The 15,308-nt window shown below is 43.3% G+C and carries 18 protein-coding genes; 5 read left to right on the plus strand and 13 right to left on the minus strand.

Annotated features, from left to right (window positions below; all coding sequences use genetic code 11):
- The 12 genes from BA724_RS02450 to BA724_RS02505 form a co-directional block, all read right to left on the minus strand.
- The coding region (locus tag BA724_RS02450; RefSeq protein ID WP_141719853.1) for an ATP-binding protein at positions 1-204 on the minus strand (204 nt) is incomplete at its 3' end.
- A gap of 4 nt (positions 205-208) precedes the next feature.
- Entirely contained in the window at positions 209-571 is a 363-nt protein-coding gene (locus BA724_RS02455) for an STAS domain-containing protein (RefSeq protein ID WP_172645569.1), read from the minus strand.
- Entirely contained in the window at positions 568-1,395 is an 828-nt protein-coding gene (locus BA724_RS02460) for an RsbT co-antagonist protein RsbRA (protein ID WP_069937107.1), read from the minus strand. The genes BA724_RS02455 and BA724_RS02460 overlap by 4 nt, the downstream gene beginning before the upstream one ends.
- Before the next feature lie 294 nt (positions 1,396-1,689).
- Complete coding sequence (locus BA724_RS02465; RefSeq protein ID WP_045852181.1) at positions 1,690-2,040, minus strand: type II toxin-antitoxin system PemK/MazF family toxin; 351 nt, start codon at positions 2,038-2,040, stop codon at positions 1,690-1,692.
- A 5-nt stretch (positions 2,041-2,045) separates the two neighbouring features.
- Positions 2,046-2,327, minus strand: a complete 282-nt coding sequence (locus BA724_RS02470; RefSeq protein WP_046179981.1) for a CopG family ribbon-helix-helix protein — start codon at positions 2,325-2,327, stop codon at positions 2,046-2,048.
- 136 nt (positions 2,328-2,463) lie between these two features.
- Positions 2,464-3,606, minus strand: a complete 1,143-nt coding sequence (gene alr / locus BA724_RS02475) for an alanine racemase (RefSeq protein WP_069937108.1) — start codon at positions 3,604-3,606, stop codon at positions 2,464-2,466.
- A gap of 143 nt (positions 3,607-3,749) precedes the next feature.
- A complete protein-coding gene (locus BA724_RS02480) occupies positions 3,750-4,712 on the minus strand; it encodes a LolA family protein (RefSeq protein ID WP_069937109.1) in 963 nt (320 codons plus the stop codon).
- A 46-nt stretch (positions 4,713-4,758) separates the two neighbouring features.
- The gene (gene acpS / locus BA724_RS02485) at positions 4,759-5,109 is read right to left on the minus strand and encodes a holo-ACP synthase (protein WP_069937110.1); all 351 of its coding nucleotides are present in this window, start codon (positions 5,107-5,109) and stop codon (positions 4,759-4,761) included.
- Between the two features lie 65 nt (positions 5,110-5,174).
- Complete coding sequence (cshA, locus tag BA724_RS02490; protein WP_069937111.1) at positions 5,175-6,650, minus strand: degradosome RNA helicase CshA; 1,476 nt, start codon at positions 6,648-6,650, stop codon at positions 5,175-5,177.
- Positions 6,651-6,788: 138 nt separating this feature from the next.
- Positions 6,789-7,475, minus strand: coding sequence for an alpha/beta hydrolase (locus tag BA724_RS02495; protein ID WP_069937112.1), 687 nt, complete (start codon positions 7,473-7,475; stop codon positions 6,789-6,791).
- Positions 7,476-7,492: 17 nt separating this feature from the next.
- Positions 7,493-8,869: a UDP-N-acetylmuramoyl-tripeptide--D-alanyl-D-alanine ligase gene (locus tag BA724_RS02500; RefSeq protein WP_069937113.1), complete on the minus strand. Its 1,377-nt coding sequence runs from the start codon at positions 8,867-8,869 to the stop codon at positions 7,493-7,495.
- A 12-nt stretch (positions 8,870-8,881) separates the two neighbouring features.
- Positions 8,882-9,937, minus strand: coding sequence for a D-alanine--D-alanine ligase (locus BA724_RS02505; RefSeq protein WP_069937114.1), 1,056 nt, complete (start codon positions 9,935-9,937; stop codon positions 8,882-8,884).
- Positions 9,938-10,174: 237 nt separating this feature from the next.
- Between BA724_RS02505 and BA724_RS02510 the strand changes: the two genes are divergently transcribed.
- On the plus strand, positions 10,175-10,375 hold the full coding sequence (locus BA724_RS02510; protein WP_069937115.1) for a hypothetical protein: 201 nt from the start codon (positions 10,175-10,177) through the stop codon (positions 10,373-10,375).
- Positions 10,376-10,386: 11 nt separating this feature from the next.
- Here BA724_RS02510 and BA724_RS02515 read toward each other — a convergent pair whose 3' ends face one another.
- Positions 10,387-11,157: a hypothetical protein gene (locus BA724_RS02515; RefSeq protein ID WP_069937116.1), complete on the minus strand. Its 771-nt coding sequence runs from the start codon at positions 11,155-11,157 to the stop codon at positions 10,387-10,389.
- Between the two features lie 195 nt (positions 11,158-11,352).
- On the opposite strand from BA724_RS02515, the gene mgtE reads away from it, so the two are divergent.
- From mgtE to BA724_RS02535, 4 genes are all read left to right on the plus strand, one after another.
- Positions 11,353-12,711, plus strand: coding sequence for a magnesium transporter (gene mgtE / locus BA724_RS02520; protein WP_141719854.1), 1,359 nt, complete (start codon positions 11,353-11,355; stop codon positions 12,709-12,711).
- Between the two features lie 263 nt (positions 12,712-12,974).
- A complete protein-coding gene (locus BA724_RS02525) occupies positions 12,975-13,880 on the plus strand; it encodes a hemolysin family protein (RefSeq protein ID WP_069937118.1) in 906 nt (301 codons plus the stop codon).
- Between the two features lie 87 nt (positions 13,881-13,967).
- A complete protein-coding gene (locus BA724_RS02530; RefSeq protein ID WP_069937119.1) occupies positions 13,968-14,669 on the plus strand; it encodes a polysaccharide deacetylase family protein in 702 nt (233 codons plus the stop codon).
- 40 nt (positions 14,670-14,709) lie between these two features.
- Positions 14,710-15,294, plus strand: a complete 585-nt coding sequence (locus tag BA724_RS02535) for a DedA family protein (RefSeq protein WP_069937120.1) — start codon at positions 14,710-14,712, stop codon at positions 15,292-15,294.
- The last annotated feature ends 14 nt before the right edge of the window (positions 15,295-15,308 follow it).

Genomic DNA, 15,308 nt, shown 5'->3' on the forward strand with positions numbered 1-15,308 from the left:
TTTTTTTGCCCCATTCTCCAATTTCTCTATGGTAATTTCCCCCTGACCCGCATATAAATAAATATTACGAGCTAGTTCGCTGATCGCAGTCGTGATACGCGCTTGGTCAACTGTGCCAAACCCAAGTTCCTTTGCCACATTCCGGCCGAGTTGTCTCGCCGCTACGATATCCCATTCATTTATAATCTTTACACTAGAGTCCATTTTTTCAGTCCCCCAGTTCCCGTTGAAGTTTCTCCAAACCTTTTTCAAGATCCAGCGCGGTCATCACTTCCTCAAGACGGATACCAAGCTCAATCAGTGTAATAGCGACAGCAGGTTGAATACCGGTAATCACCACTTTAGCGCCCATCAGCTTGGACATGCTAATCACATCACCTAATACTTTGGCAATGAATGAATCGATGAAATCAATGGATGTAAAATCAATGACGACCCCTCTTGCACTCGTTTCGTGAATTTTATGAAGAAGGTCTTCTTGAAATTGTAGCGCTGTTTGATCGTCAAGCTCCCATTGAATTGAAATGAGCAAACAATCATGCAGTTTTAAAATCGGAATTCGCATATTCATTCTTGTACCTCCACAATTTTTCTTGACGTCATCGCAAGTGCTTGTTCCACACCTTTTTTCATCGTGCTTGTTGTCGTCACATCTTCAAGATTAATACCTAAGTTCACAATCGTTTGAGCGATTTCAGGACGAATACCGACAATCGTGCACTTTGCACCGACAAGACGAACGGCTTCTGCCGCCTGAATAATATGATGGGCGACCATTGTGTCAACAACTGGAACACCCGTAATATCGATCAAAACAACCTCTGCCCGATGGCTTACAACACCTTCAAGTAAATTCTCCATAATCTGCTTTGCCCGTTCTGTATCAATCGTACCGACAAGCGGCATAACTGAAATTTTATCAAAAACAGGAATAAGCGGTGCAGAGAGTTCCTGAAGAGCGATTTTTTGAAGAGAGACAGTCCGTTCCCAAGAAGTCGTATAAGCTTCTGTAATCGTTTTATACATCGGGAACATCCAGTTATTAATTTCTGCTGTAAAATCAATATAGCTGTGTTGATCGATTGCACCTACACGCTGCATACCTCGCTCGACAATTTGTCCAAAGACGCGAAGACCTTCTGTAATCATTGTCAGCGGCCAGCCCAACCGAACAATTTTCTCTGAAAAATCGACAGCACGCTCATGAAATTTTTCTTCAGAATCTGAAAAATTTGACATAACCAGTTGAATAAACTCCGAGCTTGTTTCCGCAAACATTTGGTCAGACATGGCTTGAAACGCACGCTCATCCGCTTCCGTGCGCATTAACTCAATCCACTCGTTTAATATTTCATCACTATGAGACTGTACATATTGAAAAATCTTTTTTCGCATTCAGTTCTCTCCAATCATCATACCGCTCTGTCTTTGCGGTTTTCGTCAAAAACGTTCATTATTTTCATTATATAGGTTATTTCAGCAATAAAAAAGCAGTATCACCTGTTCGCCATGAAAAATTATGTTATACATGAAAAGAGCGGAGGCTAAGAACGCGATATCAGGCCTTCGCTCTTCAAAGCTGCCAGGTCCGTGTGTCATTCGGGTCTCTATGCCGTTCGGAACTAGATAATGCTCCAAAATGCATACTTATAGAAAAAAGCACCTGCCGTTTATACGGAGGTGCCTTCATTAAAATTGTATAAGACCTAAACTGATTTGCAAAGCGTCGTCCACTTTCTCCATCATTCCTTCGTCGAGCTGCGTTATCTTATCTGTCAGGCGCTGCTTGTCGATTGTTCGAATCTGTTCGAGCAAAATAACGGAGTCTCTTTCAAATCCATACCGCTCCGCATTAATTTCCACATGCGTCGGCAGTTTGGCTTTTTGAATCTGAGCTGTAATGGCTGCGACGATAATAGTGGGACTGAACCGATTCCCGATGTCGTTTTGAACGACAAGAACAGGCCGGACGCCGCCTTGTTCGGAGCCGACAACAGGAGACAGGTCTGCAAAATATACGTCACCACGTTTTACGATCACACGGTTTATCCTCCACTTACTAAACGTTCGACTGTGTTTCCCGCCTCAAATTCAGCTTGCATCGCTTCTGATGCAATGGCAAGGTTGATCTTGGCCATTTCCATATAGCCGCGGCGCATGGATTCTTGAATATGGCGCTTTTTCCGCTCGCGCAAATACATTTTCGTTGCACGGTAAATGAATTCACTGCGGCTGATTTCTTCCTGCTCCGCAAAACAGTCAAGTTCATTTACAAACTGCTTTGGCAAGTTTACTAACACATCTGTCATCGTACCGGATTCAGACAAGAACTACACCTCCACCAATCACTGCACACATCTCTTTGTTTATTACTGTCTTACTTATCATACCATTCAACAGAATGGTTTGAAAGGGGATTTTCAAAAAATGCTGTATAAAAGGAAATTTGATTCCCTATGTTATTTATAACAGTGAATTGGCTACAGAAATTATTTTTTCTTTTTCAATATAAACCCTTGGCACACGCGAAGTAATAACGCATGGAATTTCATAATTAATGGTCTCTCTTTTTTCCGCAATCTCTTCCATTGTAATTTCTTCATTTCCCTGTCTTCCAATAAGTGTTGCCAATGTTCCGGTTTTGTATTCTTTTGGAAGACGAACCATACATTGATCCATACATATCCTTCCAACAATCGGCATCCGCCGGCCGTCAATTAACACATCCTGCCCCTCAAGTTTCCGAATCCATCCATCCGCATAACCGATCGGAAGTGTGCCAATCCATTCATATTCTGACGCTTCATACGTAGCGCCGTAGCTGACTTTTTCACCCGGCTTAAGTTTTTTTACGTGTACAAGCTTCGACTTCAGTGAAAATGCCGGCTTCAGCTGAAATGGCAATAGCGGTGCTATGTCTGTCGATGGGGTTAATCCATACATTGAAATACCGAGGCGCACCGTATTGCAGCCTGCTCCTTTAAAACGGAGTGTTGCCGCACTATTTGAACAATGAACAAAAGGCGGTTTTACCGAAAGAGAATTGACTAGATGCTGAAAATGCTCCAGCTGTTTTTCTACATAATTCGTTTCCGGCTCATCTGCTGTAGCAAAATGAGTAAAGATTCCTTCGAATACAAAAGAATCAGACTGATCGATCTGCCCGGCAACATGCCGCAGCTCTTCTTTCGTTTTAAGGCCGATGCGGCCCATTCCCGTATCGCATTTTATGTGTATATTCAGCAGCAGCCCTTTTTTTAAATACACTTTTGACAGCCAGTCTTCATCATGAACAGTGACAGAAATCCGATGCTCCGCCGCCAAATGGGCATCTTCCGGACGACTCGCTCCTAAAACAAGGATCGGCGCGTCGATGCCTGATGCTCTTAATTTTAATGCTTCATCTAAAAAAGCAACCGCTAATCCCTTTGCCCCTGCTTGGAGCGCCGATCGGGCAACCTGGACATCCCCGTGCCCATATGCATTCGCTTTTACAACCGCAAATAAAGCAACGGATGGATCAAGCTCTTCTATTGTTTTTTCAACGTTCCATTTGATTGCATCAAGATCAATTTCCGCCCACGTGTCACGGTAAAACTCCATCAATGTCACTTCCTACTTTCTTTATCGTCATACATTGGGCCCGCACGATGCGGGTCATAAAGGCGTTGCAGCAGGACGCTGCGTTCTTAGCCTTCGATCTTATTGTAAACAAAAAAAAAGCAGCGGTAAACTGCACCCGCTGCACTTTATTTAATCACTTCCGGCGTCATAGATGCTGCTATTTGTTCCATTTCGCCTTGAGACAATTGATCAGATGCCAGCATAAATTCTACGCCGTTGTACACCCAATGGAGCGATCCATCTGCTGCTTCTCCGGCCGCAAACCCCATATCTGATAAATCTCCTGAAGCCTCAACAATTCCTTCTTCACTAGATGAGGCGGGCTGCTCAATTACTGTAAACGGCTTGTCACCTTCATACGTTAGTACAACCCGGTTGTCTATACGCGCTTCATCCGCCAATTCAGCTCCACCGGCAGCAGTTGGATAGTGAATTGTGAACTCTGCTGGCACTTCAGCTGCTGTTTCTTTCGTAGCGGCTTTCTTTTGGCTAAAATCATCTTTTGCAAATACCGGGTCTAAATCCATCTTTTTAAAAACAACAGAAATAACGACTTTTTTCTTTTTATCCATGACTTTTACAAGCGCTGGGGTTAAATCTTTTTTATGAAACGAAATTTGCTGACGAGGAAGCATTTGACTGTTTGTATATCTGGTTTTCGTTTCGAATACATAATAGTTGTCTGTTTCTTTAAATACCGTTTCACCGTCCGCTTGAATATCGGCAGCAAGCGATTCAAACAAATACGACTGGCTGCTGTTTTCCGGCCAGTTGTTTTCATACTTAAAGCTTTTGCCAAGTGACGGTGTCATCACATAAATTCCCGATTTGTTTTTAACAATTGTTTGGCTGTGTTTGTTTGTCACCGATGAAAGATGGACACGGTAATTCGTATGGCGCTGATTCCAAATGTCTATATTGTAAGTCTGCTTCTCTTTTCCTGCCTGCACTTCCAGAATGGCCTTCGCTTTGTAACCGGCGGCATTTTTCGCTTTTTCTGAAATATCGTCTATAACTTCCTCTTTTGACGGTGTTCCGCAAGCAGACAATAAAAACACAACTAACAGCAATCCAAACCATTTTTTCATGTCCGCACCCCTTCCTCATAAGCACTATATGAGGAGGCCTGTACAATTATGATTCAATGACGACAACTGCCGCCGCATAGTCCCTGCTGTGGGTAATCGTAACATGTACACCTTCTGAATAGGGCCGGATCAATATGGGCTTCCCTTTTCTATCAGAACTCACTTCAATATCTTGAAAAGACAAGGTCTCACCGATGCCCGTCCCTTCTGCTTTTGAAAAAGCTTCTTTAACCGCGAATCGCCCTGCTGCATATTCCCAGCGTCGTGTGCCGGTTTTTTCATGAAAGAGGCGCATCTCTTCGGGTGTCAGCACCCGTTCTAAAAACTTCGGCTGCCGTTCAATCAGTTTTTGAATCCGGTCGATTTCGATAATATCCATACCAATCCCTTTAATCATTTTGTTCGTCCTTTCTAAAAAAAAGCCGTTCCGGAAATCCGGAACGGTTTTTAAATGCTTAGTTATTAGTTAGAAGAATATTTACGACGTCCGCCGCCTGATCCGCTTGATCCGCTTTTGCGGTCACGGTTGCCGTAAGAGCGTCCGCCACCTTGACGTCCGCTACCGCTTGGCTTGCGAGAGCCGCCCGAATTTTTACTGCGGAATTTATCACGGCGCTGTGGAAGTGCTGCTTCGTTCGTAATATGAACCGGTGTGCGGTCCGGTTCTTTTGTAATGAGCTTCAATGCAGCTGCTACAAGGTCTTCCGGATTGTATTGTTCAAGCATGTCTTTTGCAAATGCACGGTACTCCGCCCATTCATTTTTTGCGATCGCTTCTTCAAGCTCCGTAACAGCTGCTTGCTGCAACCCGCTGAGTGCATCATCCCAAGATGGAGCTTCCATCGGGTTCATGCGTTTTTTCGTTGTACGTTCCACTTCACGAAGGTAGCTCATTTCGCGTGGGTCAACCAGCGTAACGGCCATTCCTTCTTTGCCAGCACGCCCTGTACGGCCGATACGGTGAACATAGCTTTCAGGGTCCTGTGGAATATCATAGTTATAAACGTGTGTAACGCCGGAAATATCAAGACCGCGCGCTGCTACGTCCGTTGCTACCAGCACATCGATTTTTCCTGCTTTAAAACGGTTTAATACCGTTAAACGCTTCGCTTGTGTCAAGTCGCCATGAATACCTTCCGCCTGGTAACCGCGCAAGCTAAGCGCATTTGCCAATTCATCAACACGGCGTTTTGTACGGCCAAAGATAATAGCAAGCTCAGGTGAATGAGAATCCATAAGACGCGCAAGAACGTCGAATTTTTCACGCTGCGGCACTTTCACATAATATTGATCAATGTTAGAAACCGTCATTTCTTTCGCCTTCACTTTGATCATTTCTGGATCTTTCATGAAACGTTCTGCAATCGCACGAATTGGTCCCGGCATTGTTGCAGAGAACAAAAGGGTCTGGCGCTCTGGCGGAACATTTGAAAGAATTGATTCAATATCCTGAATAAAGCCCATGTTCAACATTTCATCCGCTTCATCAAGAACGAGCGTTTGGATATTTTCAAGTTTCAATGTACGGCGGTTAATATGGTCTAGAATACGTCCCGGTGTTCCAACGATAATATGCGGGCGTTGTTTCAACGCACGGATTTGGCGTTGAATGTCCTGTCCGCCATATACAGCAAGTACGCGTGCACGTTTGCCGCTGCCGATTCGATAAAGTTCTTCTGAAACCTGAATCGCAAGCTCACGTGTCGGTGCAATGATCAGCCCTTGAATAGCATCATTTTTCGTGTCAATTTTTTCTACCATTGGAATACCAAACGCAGTCGTTTTACCCGTTCCTGTTTGTGCCTGTCCAATGATGTCTTTTCCTGTTAAGCCTAAAGGAATCGTTTCAGACTGAATCGGTGTCGCCTCTTCAAACCCCATTTTGTCGATTGCTTTGAGCGTCGCTTCGCTTAAATTTAGATCTTTAAATTTTGTCAATAGTTTCTTCTCCTTCTATGTTAAACTGCCATCCGCACAAAAAAAATACCCTTCTACATTCATGCGAAGAGCAACATGTCTTTTTTTATCTTATCATTTCACGTCCGAATTTTCAATGCGCATTTGTATAACTTTACGTTATTCGGAAAGAAAAGTAAAGACTTTCTTAAAAAGCTCTTCTGTGTTCCCTGTATGACAAATTAAATGCTTTGCTTCTGGTGAATAATACAAGTGGCGCTCTGCTGATGAAAGACGGCGGTAAATATAAGCCGCACTTTTTAATGGAACGATGCCGTCTGCTGTTCCTTGTGCGATAAATACCGGTACATTAATTTTTTTAAAGGCCGGACGGGCAAGACCGACCACCTTTTGAAATTGCCGGGCTGCTCCAGGTGGAGTCATTAAAAGCTTTTCCCGATACCTCAAAAACAATTCGTTTTCATGCAGCTTTTTCTCACGCAAATCCTGTACCATCATTTTGACATCTTCTTTTACCTGAACCGGATTGATGTACTTTGCTGCCGCGCTCAGCATGACAAGTTTCTGAACCGGATGGCGGGCTGTTAAATAAGCAGCAATCAATCCACCCATTGAAAACCCAATGATATAAACCGTCTCACATTCATCGAGCAGCTCAAGCAGCGCTGCTTCGGCACAGTCAAGCCATTCCGTACAGCTTACTTTTTTCAGTGACAGCGTTTCGCCGTGCCCAGGTAGAACAGGCACGGCGATTTTCCAGTCAGTATGGTCACGCAAATAATCCGCAAGCGGCTGCACTTCATATGGAGAGCCAGTAAAACCATGAATGCAAAGGCATCCGATCATGATTATCCACCGCCTTTTTAATGTGAGAGGCTGTCAACGACTTCTTCGAGTTTCATGCCTCTTGATGCTTTCACAAGAATAAGCTCGCCGCCTTCTAAAATATTTTCAAGCGATTGGATAAGTTCATTTTTATCTTGGAATGAAAAGACACGCTCTGTCCCAAATGCACCCTTTGCGCCAGAAGCAATAAATTGACCAAGCGCTCCGTATGTAAATACATAGTCAATTTTGTCAGGGTCAATGGACTGGCCTGTCTGGTAATGAAATAACTCTTCATCAAGACCCAGTTCCAGCATATCGCCGAGAACAATAATTTTCTTGGACTGCGAAGGTAAATCTGAGACGAGCGAGACCGCCGCTTTCACAGATGTCGGGCTGGCATTATAAGCATCATTAATGATCTTCATGCCATTTTTACCATCTACCCATTCCATGCGCATTTTGGTTAGTTCGACTTTTCGAAGTCCTTCCGCCATCGCCGTGAACGGCACATTAAACAGTGACGCTGCTGAAACAGCCGCCAATGCGTTCGTTACATTATGCTGACCAAGGACCGGGAGCTCAAAGCGGACAGATGGAGCTTGATTAATTGAAAAAGCACTGCCGCTTTCTGTTTGCTCAATCAAGACCGGATACACGTCATTTGTTTCTTCCACGCCAAATGTTTTCGTTCGAAATGGGACCTCATCGTCAATTTTCTCGGACAAAAGCGGTTCATCGCCCAAATAAAGAAGCATCCCTTCCTCGGACAATCCTTCTGTTATCTCTAATTTAGCTTCCGCAATTGCTTCTCGGGAGCCCAGATCTTTAAGATGTGACTCTCCAATATTTGTAATAATCGCCGCGTCTGGTGAAGCAAGCTTTGACAGCAGTTCGATTTCTCCTCTGCCGCTCATACCCATTTCTAATATCGCTATTTCCGTGTCTTCACAGAGAGAGAGCATCGTCAGCGGAAGACCAATATGGTTATTAAAGTTGCCTTCCGTTTTTTGCACGCGGTACTTTTGGGCAAAAACCGAAGCTGCCATGTCTTTCACGGTTGTTTTTCCATTGCTTCCCGTAATGCCAACCACTTTGACCTCCAGAGAATCACGGTATGACTTTGACATCTGCTGTAAAGCCAGTAGCGTATCTTCCACGATTAACACTGGCAAGTCGTCCGGTGCGCCCGGGATGTTTTTTTGCCAGAGCGCTGCACCAGCACCGTGTTCAATCGCCTGCCTAACATATTTATGACCGTCAGTATTTTCCCCGGCAAGCGGGACAAACAGGCACCCCCCCTCCACGTTGCGTGAATCGATTGACACACCTTTAATGGACCGATCATGCCACTGTGTCACATCGTTTTCTATATTGATCATTTTTACTAATTGCTCAACTGTTTTTTGAATCATGAGCGCCCACCTTTAAACCGTATATTTAATTGATTGTTTTTCTGCATGACGTTCAATGCCAAGTTCAACCATTTTTTCAATTAGCTCCGGATACTCGACGCCTGCTTCTTTCCAAAGAAGCGGGAACATGCTAAACGGCGTGAAACCAGGCATCGTATTCACTTCATTAATAAGAAAATCACCGTTTTCTGTTAAGAAAAAGTCCGCACGTACAAGACCGGAGCAATCGAGTGATTGATACGCACGAATCGCCAGTTCTTTCATTTCTTTTTGCTGCGCTTCAGTAATGTCCGCTGGAATAATCAAAGCTGTATCGCCATCTTCGTATTTTGCTTTATAATCGTAAAAATCTTTTTTAGGCAGGATTTCCCCAATTACCGAGCACTCAGGCTCATCATTTCCGAGTATGCCGACTTCGATTTCACGAGCAGTCACACCTTCTTCGATAATGACTTTCCGATCAAATTGAAATGCTTCTTCCATGGCGCTCGTAAGCTGATCGCGGCTTTGGCACTTGCTGATCCCGACGCTTGAGCCAAGATTAGCTGGTTTAACGAAGCATGGCCAGCCGATTTCCTCTTCAATTGTGATGCATGCTTCTTCTTTGTTTTGCTCCCATTTTGCCCGCGTCATATGTGTATAGTTCACCTGTTTAAGACCTGCCTGTGCAAATACACTTTTCATAATAATTTTATCCATGCCTGCTGAAGAAGCGAGCACACCATTTCCTACGTATGGCACGTTCAACACTTCAAGAAGCCCCTGTACGGTCCCATCCTCTCCATTTGGCCCGTGCAGAAGCGGGAAAACAACGTCATATTTATTTTGCGCAAGCATCGACAATACATGCTCCGTTCCGCCGTTTCCAGTCAGCTTTAGCTCTTCTACTGTTTTCGCAGGCGCTTCAAGCTTTTCTCCTTCTGTCCATGTACCGTCTAATGAAATGTAGACAGGGTATACATCAAATTTATTTAAATTAATCGCTGCGGTCACAGCTTTTGCCGTTTGCAGTGATACGTTATGTTCGGCTGATTTTCCTCCGTAAAGCAATCCAAGTTTTGTTTTCATATTCATCCTCCAAAAAAGTCGGTCACTTTTATTCTACCATGCTTTTCTTTAATAAACAGAATCTTTCCATCCGACTTCATACTCAATTTATTTATATGTAAACTTCTTCTGAATAATAACAATATTCCGTCTATCTGTTCTCACCTTAACCTTTGTTTTGCGCACCCTATACTTCCATTTATTTAAATATTTGACATTACAATAGTCTACTGCAACAAGCATTCTAAAGTTGCTCTAATGACGGCAATCGGACTCTTGAAAACAATGTTCGACTTTTACGAAGCAATTCTTTTATTAACAATCGCTCTTTATCCTGCCCAGAATAATTTTGGCGCTGCCTGCAACGTTCCCGGTAATGATGTTATCACATTGGCCGTGGCCAGTTTAACGAAAAAAGACACAGCCACTTCTGTAAAACGAAACGGATTCTCTTTTTGAGAATCCGTTTTTTACGAAAATATGCTCCATTCGTGTGTTTTTTTGTCAAAAACAAGCCGGGCATTTGGAGGCTCTCGGAAGCTTGTCATATAATCATCGAATACATCATCCATACTAATATGATCACCGACAATCCACATCGGCACTTCCACTTTAAAGCGGCTTTGTTCCGTTTTTGACAGCGAAATGACAATTCCTTCTTTCATGCTGCCGCTAAGCCGCGCCATCATCTCCGGCGGAATTGGCGGGAAAGCAGACCCTTTCTTCAAAGCGAAAAAGGATCTTTCACTCCGGAATAATCCAAGCTTCAATGAAATAAGCTTGCCAAGGACACCATAAAAATCTGGAATGTGACGGTAATACGTCTTATTAAACCATTCATCATCATGAGATAAATATGCATAGCGATTGTTCAGCTTGCTATAAAAAGGGCGGCGCAAATGTTCTTTGCTATGGGCTAAGTAAAGAAGTTCCGCAATTTCCTGTCCTTCCATTTCATTTAATCCATCTGAATCTTCAAAATCCACCCAGCAAAAATCACCGTATTCCCCAACGTCTTCTTTTAATAATTGAAAAAATTCTTCAGATTCAATGTAATCAAAACGGGTATGCATATTAAAGTCGCTGCCCTCAAACCTATGTTTCAATAAAAGCAAATGAGGCGGTGTTTCCGGAAGAGATTTCATAAAATCATGGAATTCAATTCCATATGAAATGACATATTGATTAATCGGGTGTAAATGTATATAAATGAGTTCTTTCATGTTTCCGGGACTTTTCAATCACCTAACCTCCACATCGTGACAAAGTGCATAGCTGAAACCAGCTTTTTTTGCTATACTATTATTTTATCAAAATTTGTTCATCTGCGTATGTAAATTTATGATGAATTTCACATAATCTGTGACACTTTTTTACGTGGTTTCGTTTTATACTGAATAAGCAGCTCAAATTTCATTTTAAGGGAGGGGATGCCTGTGATCTCGAATTTAACCGAAGACCAGCTGACCCTGCTTGTCATCAAGCATTTAAAAGAAGGCAAAAAAACGGATTTGCAGCAATTAGTCGAGGAACTTCACCCGTATGATATGGCAGCCATTTATCAGCACCTGCCGGAAAAGCATCAAACACGTTTTTTGCTCCATCTAACGATTCCAATTTTAACCGATATGATTCAAGAGCTTGACAGTGATGAGCAAATGACTGTCCTCAAAAAAGTCGGAAAAGAACGATCACGCAAAGTACTCGATGATATGGACAACGATGATTTGGCGTCTCTTCTTGATGATATGTCGCCGGAAAACATTAAGCAATTTTTATCCGGCATGAAAAAAGAAGAATCAACGATTATCGAAAACATGATGAGTTATCCGCCGGAAACTGCCGGACGTCTTATGACAAACCGATTCGTTTGGATTAAGCATTCCTATACGGTCCGGGAAGCGGTTGAAAAGCTAAAGTCGTTTGCGGAATTTGCAGAAACCATCAATTACTTATATGTCATTGATGACGAAAAAAAGCTCGTCGGCGTTGTTTCTTATCGAGACATGCTTCTAGCGGACACGCATGAGAAAATTGCAGATATTATGTATGGCCGTGTTATTTCAGTCGATGTGTACACTGATCAGGAAGAGATTGCCCGCCTCATTGAACGCTATGACTTTCTCGCGATTCCTGTTGTTGATGATACAGATGTCTTGATCGGGATCGTTACATTTGATGATATTATCGACGTCGTTATTCAGGAAGCGAACGAAGATATTGAAAAATTATCTGCTTCTGGTAAATCGATTGATTTTGATACAAAAGCGGGTGTCGCAGCTTTCAGACGGCTTCCTTGGCTCGTTTTACTGTTATTCATCGGGCTCGTATCCGGCAGCATTATTTCTGGTTTTGAAGATACGCTTCATCAAGTAGTGGCGCTCACATATTTCATGCCAATGATTTCTGGCATGACCGGAAACACGGGCACGCAGTCACTGGCCGTTGTTGTCCGTGGACTTGCATCACGTGACATTGACATGCGAACTGTGCTGGCGCTCGTCATGCGCGAGTTTGGCGTCGGGCTCATTATCGGGGCGGTTTGTGGAATCCTTATCTTTTTTATCGCTTTTTTTTGGCAGGGCAGTGCTATTCTCGGATTTGTAGTCGGCTCCTCTCTCTTGCTGACACTTATCATCGGAACACTGGCCGGCACAATTATTCCACTTGTTCTTTATAAATTAAATGTGGATCCGGCCGTTGCATCCGGTCCGCTCATTACAACAATTAACGATATTTTTTCATTAATCACGTATTTTACAATTGCATCCTGGTTTTTAACACAGCTTTTGTGAAGGTTTTGTTATTTGACCGAATTATCTGTCTTTAATATAATAAAATGACTTAACTGATACAAAATGTATTGAGTTTTGTATCAGGTACCGGACCTGCCAGTCTTAGCGGAAATTCCTTAAATACGACGATCGATAGAAAGAGGGTGATCAAATGGGACATTGACGGTAAACATCTTCAGCTATACTGCCGGTTTTTCATCATTGATCATCATATTTAATAGGAGGTGACTTCTTCTTTCGCCTTTGCGGGAGAAGAAATCTGATTGGACATATGGATTGGGCTTATTGCTGTTATCCTTTTGGCGTTGTCATTTACAGCCATTCGCTATGCAAAACGGAAAGAATCAAATGAAACAGGAGAACCCCCCTCGACAGGACGTTCCTCCGCTCTTCTCGCTGAATTAAGCGGTATAGAGCATGAAAACCATTTGTCGCTGCTTGATGACCGGGCTGCAACGGAAGTGATGGTTCCCCGGACGGAAATGGTTTATTTCGATAAAGAAGACACAGTCCGGGATTGTATCAGCTTGTTCCGGGAAACAAAGTATACCCGCTATCCCGTTGCGGACGGAGACAAAGACCGGATTATCGGGTTCGTGAATTTTAAAGAAGTTATTGCCGAGTATGTAACGGACCCTGTCGTTGGCTCGAAAAGCATTAAGCATTTCGTCCGGCCGATAATCCGGGTGATTGACTCAACTCCTGTGCACGAACTGCTCGCCAAAATGCAGACAGAACGCACACAGATGGTCATGTTGATTAATGAGTACGGCGGGACAGCCGGCATTGTAACGTCAGAAGATATCGTCGAAGTGATTGTCGGTGAATTGTATGATGAATTTGATATTGCCGAACCACCCGTTATTCAGCAAATTGGTGATCTCCATTATATCGCCAGCAGCAAAATGCCGGTTGCTGAAACCGCTCATTTGCTCAACATCGATATGAATGACGAAGACGTTGATACACTTGGAGGCTGGATTCTAACGGAGAATTATGCTATTCAGCCCGGCGAATCAATCGAGCACAACGGGTTCCTGTTTACCGTTTTACAAATGGAAGACCATCAAATTCGTCATATTGAAATTCAACGCATGCCAGATCAGGAAACAATACAATTGCAGGAAGACGCCGCACCTGTCGTGATTGCAGAACCATATAATGCCTAACACAAAACCCGCTGAAAAGCGGGTTTTGTGTTTTCTCTAAATCAGAATTATAATTAACGAAACACTATTGCGAAATGGAGCGCCCAAATGAAAAAGATTATAACGACCGCCGCGCTGCTCGCGGCTTCATGGACTGTGCTGCCAACTGTCCATGCACATATGTATGCGCACAACGTTAAAAAACGCGGACCGGACCGATCGGAAATCGCTCTTACATTTGATGATGGGCCGGACCCTGTGTACACACCTCTTCTATTAGACATGTTAAAACAATATAATGTAAAAGCCACCTTTTTTGTTGTTGGGGAAAAAGCGAAACTTTATCCTGAGTTAATCCGTAGAATGGAAGTTGAAGGCCATGAAATTGGCATTCATAATAACCGCCATATTTCAAACTGGTTCCTATCGCCGCCCGCATTAGAAAGACAGCTTATAAAAGCGGCAGACAGTGTACATTCCATTACAGGAAATCGTGTCACCCTATACCGGCCGCCATGGGGACACTTTAATCCGTTTACACTCCAACAAGCGAAAGCATTTGACACCATTCTGTGGACATCTATTCCAGGAGATTGGAAAAAAAACATGACCGCTGAAAAACTGGCTGAAAAATTGAGGATGGCAAGGTCAAACGGCGCCATTATTACGCTTCATGACAGCGGTGAAACAACCGGCGCCTACGAAAAAGCGCCACTTATCATGATGGATGCTCTTCGTCTTTTTTTATCGGATCAGAAGTCCGCTTCCTTTTCATTTGTAACGGTACATACATTGTTCCGGAAAAATTGATTGATCATTGGCTCAGTTTGTTTTTGAAGTGAGGGATTACATGGAATCATTAGTCATTGCGTATTTATCGAAGTATGGATATGTTATCTTATTTTTAGCCGGTGTCTTCGGTATCGTCGGCATCCCGGCGCCGGAAGAAAGTTTGTATGTGTATGTGGGCATGCTTGCCAAAAACGGATCTATTTCATTTTCTGGGGCTCTTGCGTCATTAATGGCCGGCACGCTGACCGGTATGTTGATCAGCTATACACTTGGCCGGGTCATCGGTCAGCCTCTTTTGGACCGTTACGGGAAATATTTAGGTGTCACAAAAAAAAAGCTTCGAAAAACGATTATGCATTGGGATTTATCCCGTTCGCTTTTAGCCGGTTTTTTCATCCCGGGAGTTCGTCAGTTTAACCCTTATTTTGCTGGAATTGCGAAGTTTCCCATTCCCGCTTTCCTTGCCCTCTCTGTTTTAGGTGCATTTATATGGGTATTCATGTATATGTCAGCCGGTTTTTTAATTAGCTCCTACATTCGAATTGAACCGGAGTATTTGGCAATTGCCGGTGCTGTATTTTTTGTTTTATTCATTATTCATTTTATTGTCAAATGGAAAAAATCGTCATATTCCCGCCGTTAAAGGAGTCAAATTGA

It is taken from the genome of Domibacillus iocasae, from assembly GCF_001750285.1.
Classification (GTDB): domain Bacteria; phylum Bacillota; class Bacilli; order Bacillales; family Domibacillaceae; genus Domibacillus; species Domibacillus iocasae.

Bases quoted from the DNA above. Each gene is read 5' to 3' on its own strand.
- BA724_RS02455 (WP_172645569.1), bottom strand. From the start codon at position 571: ATGAATATGCGAATTCCGATTTTAAAACTGCATGATTGTTTGCTCATT.
- BA724_RS02460 (WP_069937107.1), bottom strand. From the start codon at position 1,395: ATGCGAAAAAAGATTTTTCAATATGTACAGTCTCATAGTGATGAAATA.
- BA724_RS02480 (WP_069937109.1), bottom strand. From the start codon at position 4,712: ATGAAAAAATGGTTTGGATTGCTGTTAGTTGTGTTTTTATTGTCTGCT.
- acpS (WP_069937110.1), bottom strand. From the start codon at position 5,109: ATGATTAAAGGGATTGGTATGGATATTATCGAAATCGACCGGATTCAA.
- BA724_RS02495 (WP_069937112.1), bottom strand. From the start codon at position 7,475: ATGATCGGATGCCTTTGCATTCATGGTTTTACTGGCTCTCCATATGAA.
- BA724_RS02500 (WP_069937113.1), bottom strand. From the start codon at position 8,869: ATGATTCAAAAAACAGTTGAGCAATTAGTAAAAATGATCAATATAGAA.
- BA724_RS02505 (WP_069937114.1), bottom strand. From the start codon at position 9,937: ATGAAAACAAAACTTGGATTGCTTTACGGAGGAAAATCAGCCGAACAT.
- BA724_RS02510 (WP_069937115.1), top strand. From the start codon at position 10,175: ATGACGGCAATCGGACTCTTGAAAACAATGTTCGACTTTTACGAAGCA.
- BA724_RS02530 (WP_069937119.1), top strand. From the start codon at position 13,968: ATGAAAAAGATTATAACGACCGCCGCGCTGCTCGCGGCTTCATGGACT.
- BA724_RS02535 (WP_069937120.1), top strand. From the start codon at position 14,710: ATGGAATCATTAGTCATTGCGTATTTATCGAAGTATGGATATGTTATC.